Source organism: Methylocapsa sp. S129 (assembly GCF_009765995.1).
GTDB lineage: Bacteria > Pseudomonadota > Alphaproteobacteria > Rhizobiales > Beijerinckiaceae > Roseiarcus.
This window is the reverse complement of record NZ_LMUI01000053.1, coordinates 1-7,867: the sequence shown is the minus strand read 5'-3', so window position 1 is coordinate 7,867 and position 7,867 is coordinate 1. Positions and strand designations below refer to the sequence as shown.

General features: G+C 65.7%; 7 protein-coding genes. 1 reads left to right on the top strand and 6 read right to left on the bottom strand.

The genetic code is table 11. The annotated features are described in order from the left end of the window. Positions 1–232: 232 nt before the first annotated feature. The 6 genes from GSQ90_RS28510 to hutI form a co-directional block, all read right to left on the bottom strand. Positions 233–499: a DUF2277 domain-containing protein gene (locus tag GSQ90_RS28510; protein WP_158818381.1), complete on the bottom strand. Its 267-nt coding sequence runs from the start codon at positions 497–499 to the stop codon at positions 233–235. A 22-nt stretch (positions 500–521) separates the two neighbouring features. Next, positions 522–1,670, bottom strand: coding sequence for a DUF3095 domain-containing protein (locus GSQ90_RS28505; RefSeq protein WP_158818380.1), 1,149 nt, complete (start codon positions 1,668–1,670; stop codon positions 522–524). Between the two features lie 128 nt (positions 1,671–1,798). Then, positions 1,799–3,475 (bottom strand): urocanate hydratase, encoded by a 1,677-nt coding sequence (gene hutU, locus GSQ90_RS28500; RefSeq protein WP_158818379.1) that lies wholly within the window; start codon positions 3,473–3,475, stop codon positions 1,799–1,801. Between the two features lie 19 nt (positions 3,476–3,494). Continuing rightward, entirely contained in the window at positions 3,495–4,310 is an 816-nt protein-coding gene (hutG, locus tag GSQ90_RS28495) for an N-formylglutamate deformylase (protein WP_158818378.1), read from the bottom strand. Then, complete coding sequence (hutH, locus tag GSQ90_RS28490; RefSeq protein WP_158818377.1) at positions 4,307–5,851, bottom strand: histidine ammonia-lyase; 1,545 nt, start codon at positions 5,849–5,851, stop codon at positions 4,307–4,309. The genes hutG and hutH overlap by 4 nt, the downstream gene beginning before the upstream one ends. Continuing rightward, complete coding sequence (gene hutI / locus GSQ90_RS28485) at positions 5,848–7,089, bottom strand: imidazolonepropionase (RefSeq protein ID WP_158818376.1); 1,242 nt, start codon at positions 7,087–7,089, stop codon at positions 5,848–5,850. Before hutI ends, hutH begins: the two co-directional genes overlap by 4 nt. A gap of 87 nt (positions 7,090–7,176) precedes the next feature. Between hutI and GSQ90_RS28480 the strand changes: the two genes are divergently transcribed. Then, positions 7,177–7,867: amidohydrolase family protein (locus GSQ90_RS28480; RefSeq protein ID WP_158818375.1), on the top strand; the 691-nt coding region annotated here is incomplete at its 3' end.

Genomic DNA, 7,867 nt, shown 5'->3' with positions numbered 1-7,867 from the left:
GAGGGATGGCGACGATTGGCCGACTTGATCGAAGGATATGCAATCGCTCAACGCAAATCACTCGTGTGAATCCCGTAGCGAGAATCGGGAGAAGGTGTCATGCGGAGCATGACGGATGAGGGCATCGAAGCTGGGTACGGCGCCACGAGGGTCTTTCACGCCGATAGGCCCTCATCCGACCCGACTTCGTCGGGCTCCCTTCTCTCGCGAAGCGGGAGAAGGGAGCCCGCACTCACGCAAACCGCTCGCGCGCCCTCTCCTTCGCCTTCATCGCCTCTACTTCGCGATCCCGGGGCGGGCGCGTCGCGTCCATCGATTCCAGCAGCCGGCGCGCCGCATTCGCGACTTCGTCGACGGCATGGTTGAACGCGGCTTCATTGGCCTTCGACGGGCGGGCGAAGCCGCTCAGCTTGCGCACGAATTGCAGCGCCGAGGCGCGGATTTCCTCGTCGGTCGCGGGCGGTTCGAAATTGAAGAGCGTGCGAATGTTCCGGCACATGGGCTGGCTCCCTGGCGGCGCTTCACGCTTGCGCGCGGCGCATTTTCATCGCTTGCGCGGCCATGGCGTAGCCGCCGCCCGCGCCGTCGACGAAATGGACATGGCCGCGATCGGTGATCGAGGGCACGAAACAGGTCATCAGCGCATGGTCCTGCCGGAAGGCGCCATATTCGGCGATGTCGCTCGCCGCCTTCAGGCGCTCTTCGAGCGCGTCGGCGAATTCGGCAGAGCAATCGAGCGTCATGCGCAGGCCGTCGTCGAATTTGCGGAAATCGGCATTGTCGGCGACGTCGCTGGCGTAGGCCACGGCGTCGAAACTGCCCGCTTTCAGCTTGAGCTTGTGGAAGATCACGCCGAGCGTGAATTTCGTCCAAGCCGCGAGCCGCAGCTTGACGCGCGATTGGCCGGGAATCGCCTGCGCGGCGCTCTCCAAAGCGATCGCCTGGCCGGGCCAGCGCGCCGCCAGGCTCGACAACGTGATCGGCCGTCCGCCGTCCTGCGCGCCCATCGCCATCGCGACAATTTCCTCGACCAGGGCGCCAAACCGCGCATCGTCGCCGCGCGACACGACGATCAAAGACAAGACTATCCCATGCGCCGCTGGCGCTACCGACCAGCGGCAGGACAGGTCGGAGAGATCCGGCCGGGCACCTGGCGCGGCGGGCGCCAGCAGGTGAGCGCCGCCCTTCACCGCCGTCTCAACCCAGGCAAGGCCGCCGCCGGCGAACATCGCATAGGCGCAGTGCTCCGAGGCGGCGAAGCGCGCGACGCGCACGTCGCGCCCCGCCGCCCGGACTTCTGCGACGGGAACTGTCGCGACGCGCAGATCGATCTGCAACTCCTCTTGGGCGAACACGGCCATGGCCTTCAGCGCTTCGGCCGCCAGCGGCGCGTCGGCGGCGCTGACGGCGAAACTCGCCCCGTCGCCGCCGAAGACGAAAGCGAAGGGCCGTCGCTCCAGCGCATTGGCGACGGCGGCGATGACGCCGGCCCCCACCATATTGACCGCCTTGTAGCGGCCCTGCGCGATCGCCTTGGTCGATCCCACGACATCCGAAAAACCCACCACCCAATCCTCCGGGAGCGGGCGATAGCGCGACGGCTTCATGACATCGGCGAAACTGTCGAAGACGGGTATGGCCGCGTAGAAATCCAGATCGTCATTCGTCATGGGGATTCATCCCGGCCCCGATGGGCGGCCAGGCTGGATGTTAGGACATGATGCGCGTCGGCGCCACGGGCGGGACGGCGCGCGGATATCAAGCTCCACGATGGGCCTTGGCAATCCAAGTTTCTCCATCACCCCAAGATGCCCGGCAGATCGAGCCGGTTCTCCCGCGCGCAATCGAGCGCCGCCTGGTAGCCGGCGTCGGCATGGCGCATGACGCCGCTGGCGGGGTCGTTCCATAAGACGCGCGCGATGCGGGCGGCGGCCTCGGGCGTGCCGTCGGCGACGATCACCATGCCGGCATGTTGCGAAAAGCCCATGCCGACGCCGCCGCCGTGATGCAGCGACACCCAGGTGGCGCCCGAGGCGCAATTCAACAGCGCGTTGAGCAGGGGCCAGTCGGAAACGGCGTCCGATCCGTCTCTCATCGCTTCGGTCTCGCGATTGGGCGAGGCGACCGAGCCGGAATCGAGATGATCGCGGCCGATCACAATCGGCGCCTTCAATTCGCCGCTCGCGACCATTTCGTTGAAGGCGAGGCCGAGCCGATGGCGATCGCCCAGGCCCACCCAGCAGATGCGCGCGGGCAGTCCCTGAAAGCGGATGCGCTGGCGCGCCATATCGAGCCAGTTGCGAAGAGGCCTGTTGTCGGGCAGCAACTCCTTCACCCTGGCGTCGGTGCGATAGATATCTTCGGGATCGCCGGACAAAGCGCACCATCGGAACGGCCCAACGCCCCGGCAGAACAAAGGCCGGATATAAGCGGGCACGAAGCCGGGAAAATCGAAGGCGTCGGCGACTCCCTCCTCCTTCGCCATCTGCCGGATGTTGTTGCCATAGTCGAGCGTCGGAACGCCCGCTTTATGAAAGTCGAGCATCGCGCGCACATGAATCGCCATCGATGCGCGGGCAGCCTTCTCCACCGCCTTGGAATCGCGTTCGCGCCGCGTCTCCCATTCCGCCAGCGTCCAGCCCTGAGGCAGGTAACCGTTAATCGGATCATGCGCCGATGTCTGGTCGGTGACGACGTCGGGCCTGACGCCGCGACGCACGAGTTCGGGAAAGACATCGGCCGCATTGCCGAGCAGCGCGACCGAGACCGGCTTCCTGTCGCGGCAGGATTTGTCGATGATCGCGAGCGCCTCGTCGAGACTATTCGTCTGCACGTCGACATAGCCGGTGCGCAGGCGCATCTCGATGCGACTTGCCTGGCATTCCACAGCGAGACACGAAGCGCCCGCCATAGCAGCGGCGAGCGGCTGTGCGCCGCCCATGCCCCCTAAGCCCGCGGTCAGGATCCAGCGCCCGGAGAGATCGCCGCCGTAGTGCTGGCGGCCGACCTCGACGAAGGTCTCGTAAGTGCCCTGAACGATGCCCTGGCTGCCGATATAGATCCACGAACCGGCCGTCATCTGGCCGTACATCATGAGGCCCTTCTTATCGAGCGCATGGAAGTGATCCCAGGTCGCCCAGTGCGGCACGAGATTGGAATTGGCGATCAGCACGCGCGGCGCGTCGGCATGGGTGCGGAAAACCCCGACCGGCTTGCCCGATTGGACAAGCAGCGTCTCATCGCCCTCCAGCCGCTTCAGCGTCGCGACGATCTGGTCGAAGGCGTTCCAGTCGCGCGCGGCGCGGCCGATGCCGCCATAGACGACGAGTTCGCCCGGCTTTTCCGCGACTTCCGCATCAAGATTGTTCATCAGCATGCGCATCGGCGCTTCGGTCAGCCAGCTTTTGGCGGAAATCTCAGGGCCGCGGGGCGCGCGGATGATGCGGGCGTTGTCGATGCGCGGGTTTGCGTTCATGGGAAGCCTCGTAGCAAAATCAGGCGCGGACCCAGGCAAGGGCCGCCTGCAGAATCGTCGTCAATGTCTGTCGTATCGGAACGGCGAAAACGGGATCGTACGGCGAGGGCCAATTGTCGGGGCCGATTGGCGCGGGTTCACGCATATAGCCGCGACAGGCCAGCTCCATCTGCAGCGCATGGACGCCATGCGCAGGATCGCCATAGGCTCTGGTGATCCAACCGCCCTTGAAACGTCCGTTGACGACGAAAGGCTGGCCGCTCGAAGCGAGGATATCGACGACAAGGCCGCTGAGCGCAGACTCGGCGCTGACGCCGCCGTTCGTCCCGAAATTGAAGACAGGAAGCTCGCCTTCGAACAGGCGGGGTATCTGAGACCTTATGGAATGGCAGTCATAGAGCACGATGCGGCTGTGGCGTTGGCGAAGCCGGGCGATCTCCGCTTTCAGCGCAGCATGATAAGGGTCGAACCATAGCGCCCGTCGCTCGGCGATCTCGTCCGAAGAGGGCGACTCGCCGTCGCGATAAAGCGGCTCGCCGTCAAAGGTCGTCGCTGGGCAAAGTTCCGTCGTCGCCTGCCCGGGATAGAGCGAGGCGCCGGACGGGTCGCGATTGACGTCGATCAATGTGCGCGAAATCGTCGTCCGCACGATCGTCGCGCCGAGACTGCCGGCAAAATCATAGAGCTTCTCAATCCACCAATCGGCGTCTTTGCGCGCCAGCCAGGGCGAGACGAGGCGCGGTTCAAGGGGGCCGAGTTCGAGCCCGGTGTGCGGCAGGCTCACGAGGAGCGGCGCTTCGCCGCGCGCGACGCTGAGCCAGGCGGGCGCGCTCATGGCGTGGCGCCACAGACGGATGGCAGAGCGTCGCCGCCCGTGGCGCCGATAACCGCGCCGCCGCGCACCAGGCCGATCGCGGCCTCGATGTCAGGATGGAAATAGCGGTCGTCATCGAGATGGGGAACCTTGGCGCGCACCAACGCGCGCACGGCTTCCAGCGGCGCGCTTGAGGCCAGGGGCGCATGAAAATCGCAGCCCTGCGCCGCCGCTAGAAGCTCGATGCCGATGACGGCTGTTGCATTTTCGACCATCGGCAGGAGCCGCCGTGCGCCGTGCGCCGCCATCGAGACATGATCCTCCTGGTTGGCCGAGGTCGGGATCGAATCGACGCTGGCGGGATGAGCGCGCCCCTTATTTTCGGAAACCAGCGCCGCCGCCGTCACCTGCGGAATCATAAAGCCTGAATTGAGCCCAGGCTTGGGCGTCAGGAACGCGGGCAGGCCCGATAGCGCGGGGTCGACCAGCATGGCGATGCGCCGCTCGGCGAGCGAGCCGATTTCGCATATAGCGAGCGCCATCATGTCGGCGGCGAAGGCGACGGGTTCGGCGTGGAAATTGCCGCCCGACAGGGCGGTGTCTTCATCGGTAAAAATCAAGGGGTTGTCGGTGACCCCGTTCGCCTCGATCGCCAATGTCTTCGCGGCCTGCCGCAGCACGTCGAGCGCCGCGCCCATCACCTGGGGCTGGCAGCGCAGGCAATAGGGATCCTGAACCCGTTCGTCGCCGATGAGATGGGAGGCGCGAATGGCGCTGCCCCGCATCAGCGCGCGTAGCGCGTCGGCCGTCTCGATCTGCCCGAGATGACCGCGCAGCCGGTGGATGCGCGCATCGAATGGCGCGTCGGAGCCGCGCGCGGCGTCGGTCGACAGGGCGCCGGTCACGAGCGCCGAGCGGAACAGGATTTCGGCTTCGAACAACGCGGCCAGAGCATTGGCGGTTGAGAATTGCGTGCCATTGAGGAGCGCCAGCCCCTCCTTGGGCCCTAGCGCGATCGGCGCGAGGCCCGCCCGCGCGAGAGCCTCGGAGGCCGGCAAGCGAACGCCGTTCAAAAAGATATCGCCAACCCCGATCATCGTCGCGGTCATATGCGCCAGCGGGGCGAGATCGCCCGACGCGCCGACCGATCCTTGCGTCGGCACGAGGGGGGTGAGGCCGCGCGCCAGCATCGCCTCCAGCATCGCGACCGTCTCGATCCTCACGCCCGAGGCGCCCTGCGCTAGACTCGCGAGCTTGAGCGCCATCATCAGACGCGCAATCGCGATGGGCATGGCTTCGCCGACCCCCGCCGCATGCGAAAGCACAATATTGCGCTGGAGCTTTTCGAGATCGCGCGCCTCGATGCGCACGCTCGCCAGTTTGCCAAAGCCGGTATTGATCCCATAGACGGGCGCGCCCTTGGCGACGATCCGCGCGACCGACGCCGCGCTCGCTTCTATCCCCGGTCGGCAGCCGGGATCGAGCCAGGGCGCTGCGCCGCGATAGATCGCGAGCCAATCGGCGAGGGAGACGGCGCCGGGTTTGAGGAGAACCTCGGTCACTGACCTCTCCAGACGCGCTGCTTGAGCGGGTTGAAGCCTATGCGATAGACGAGTTCGGCTGGGCGCTCGATGTTCCAGATCGCGAGATCGGCCCATTTGCCGGCCTCCAGCGTGCCGGTCTCGCCAAGAACGCCGAGCGCTCGCGCGGCCTCGCGCGTAACGCCGGCGATGCATTCCTCGACGTTCATTTTGAACAACGTCGCCGCCATATTCATCGCCAGCAGCAGCGATGTCAGCGGCGACGTGCCTGGATTGGAATCGGTCGCCACCGCCATCGCCACGCCGTGGCGGCGGAAGAGTTCGATCGGTGGGCGCTTCGTCTCGCGGATGAAATAGAAAGCGCCGGGCAACAGCGTCGCCACCGTCCCGGCCTCGGCCATCGCCATGACGCCGGCTTCGTCGGTGTGTTCGAGATGATCGGCCGATAGCGCGCCGAAGCGCGCGGCGAGCGCGGCGCTGTGCAGGTTCGAAAGCTGATCGGCGTGCAGCTTTACCGGCAAGCCGAGCGCCCTCGCCGCTTCGAATACGCGGGCGATCTCATCGGGCGAAAAAGCGATGCCTTCGCAAAAACCATCCACCGCGTCAGCGAGACCCTCCGCGGCGATCGCCGGCAGTATCTCAGTCACCAGCCGATCGATATAACTCTTCCTGTCGCCGAGAGCCTCAGGCGGCAGGGCGTGCGCGCCCAGGAAGGTCGTGCGAATGTCGATTGGGCGTTCACGCCCAAGACGGTGCGCCGCCCGCAGCGCCTTGCGCTCGTTGGCGAGGTCGAGCCCATAGCCGGACTTGATCTCGACTGTAGTGGCGCCTTCGGCGATCAGCGCATCAAGCCGCGGCAAGGTCTGGCGCACCAGCTCGTCTTCACTCGCCGCCCGTAGCGCCCTGACGGAAGAGACAATGCCGCCGCCGGCGCGGGCGACTTCCTCATAAGTCGCGCCCTGCAGGCGCAGTTCAAATTCATGCGCCCTATTGTCGGCATAAACGAGATGGGTATGGCAATCAATCAGGCCCGGCGTGATCCAGCGCCCTTCGCAATCGGCTTCCTCACTGACGCCGCGCCAGCGCGCCGGAATTTCGCTTTCCGGTCCCGCATAAACAATGCGCTGATCCTGGACCGCGACGGCGCCGCGCTCGATTATCCCCAGTCCGGCTTGGACCGGCGCAAGGGTGGCGAGGCGCGCGTTGCACCAGAGGCGAACGTGCGATCCCTGCTCGCGATCAATATTGGCGCCGTTCATTTCGCTTTTCTCTCGCCATCGTTATGTATAGACATAATGGGAAAGACGGCAAGCGCTTGATCACGGCGCCCGATGGAGATCCTCGGCATGGGCGTCATCCACGCTGCATCCGCGCTGACGCCTCAGGGATGGCGCGCCGACGTGCGGTTGACGATCGAAGCGGGGCATTTCGCCTCCGTCGAGGCTGGGGTTGCGCCACGGCCCGACGCTGAAGGCCATGCCATTGCCCTTCCGGGGATGCCCAATGTCCACAGTCACGCGTTTCAGCGCGGCATGGCGGGCCGCGCCGAGGTTCGCGGCCAATCGCCCGACAGTTTCTGGACATGGCGCGACTGGATGTATCGCTTCGCCCTGACGATGAACCCGGATCAAGTTCAGGCGGTGGCCAGCCAGCTCTATGTCGAAATGCTGGAAGCTGGCTTCACCCGCGTCGGCGAATTCCACTATCTCCACCACGATCGCGACGGGCGTCCCTATGCCTCGATCGCCGAAATGGCGACGCGCATCGTAGCCGCCGCCAGCGAGACCGGGATTGGCATGACGATACTGCCGGTCTTTTACGCGCATTCGAATTTCGGCGCGAAGCCGCCGACTGCCGGCCAGCGCCGCTTCGTCAGCGATCTCGACGCTTTCGCGCGTCTGCTTGAGGGCAGCTGCGAGGTGGCGAAGAAGCTTGAAGGCGCCAACGTCGGCGTCGCGCCCCATAGTTTGCGCGCAGTCGCGCCCGGGGAATTGGCCGCGGTTTGCGAAATGGCGGGCGAGGGGCCGATCCACATTC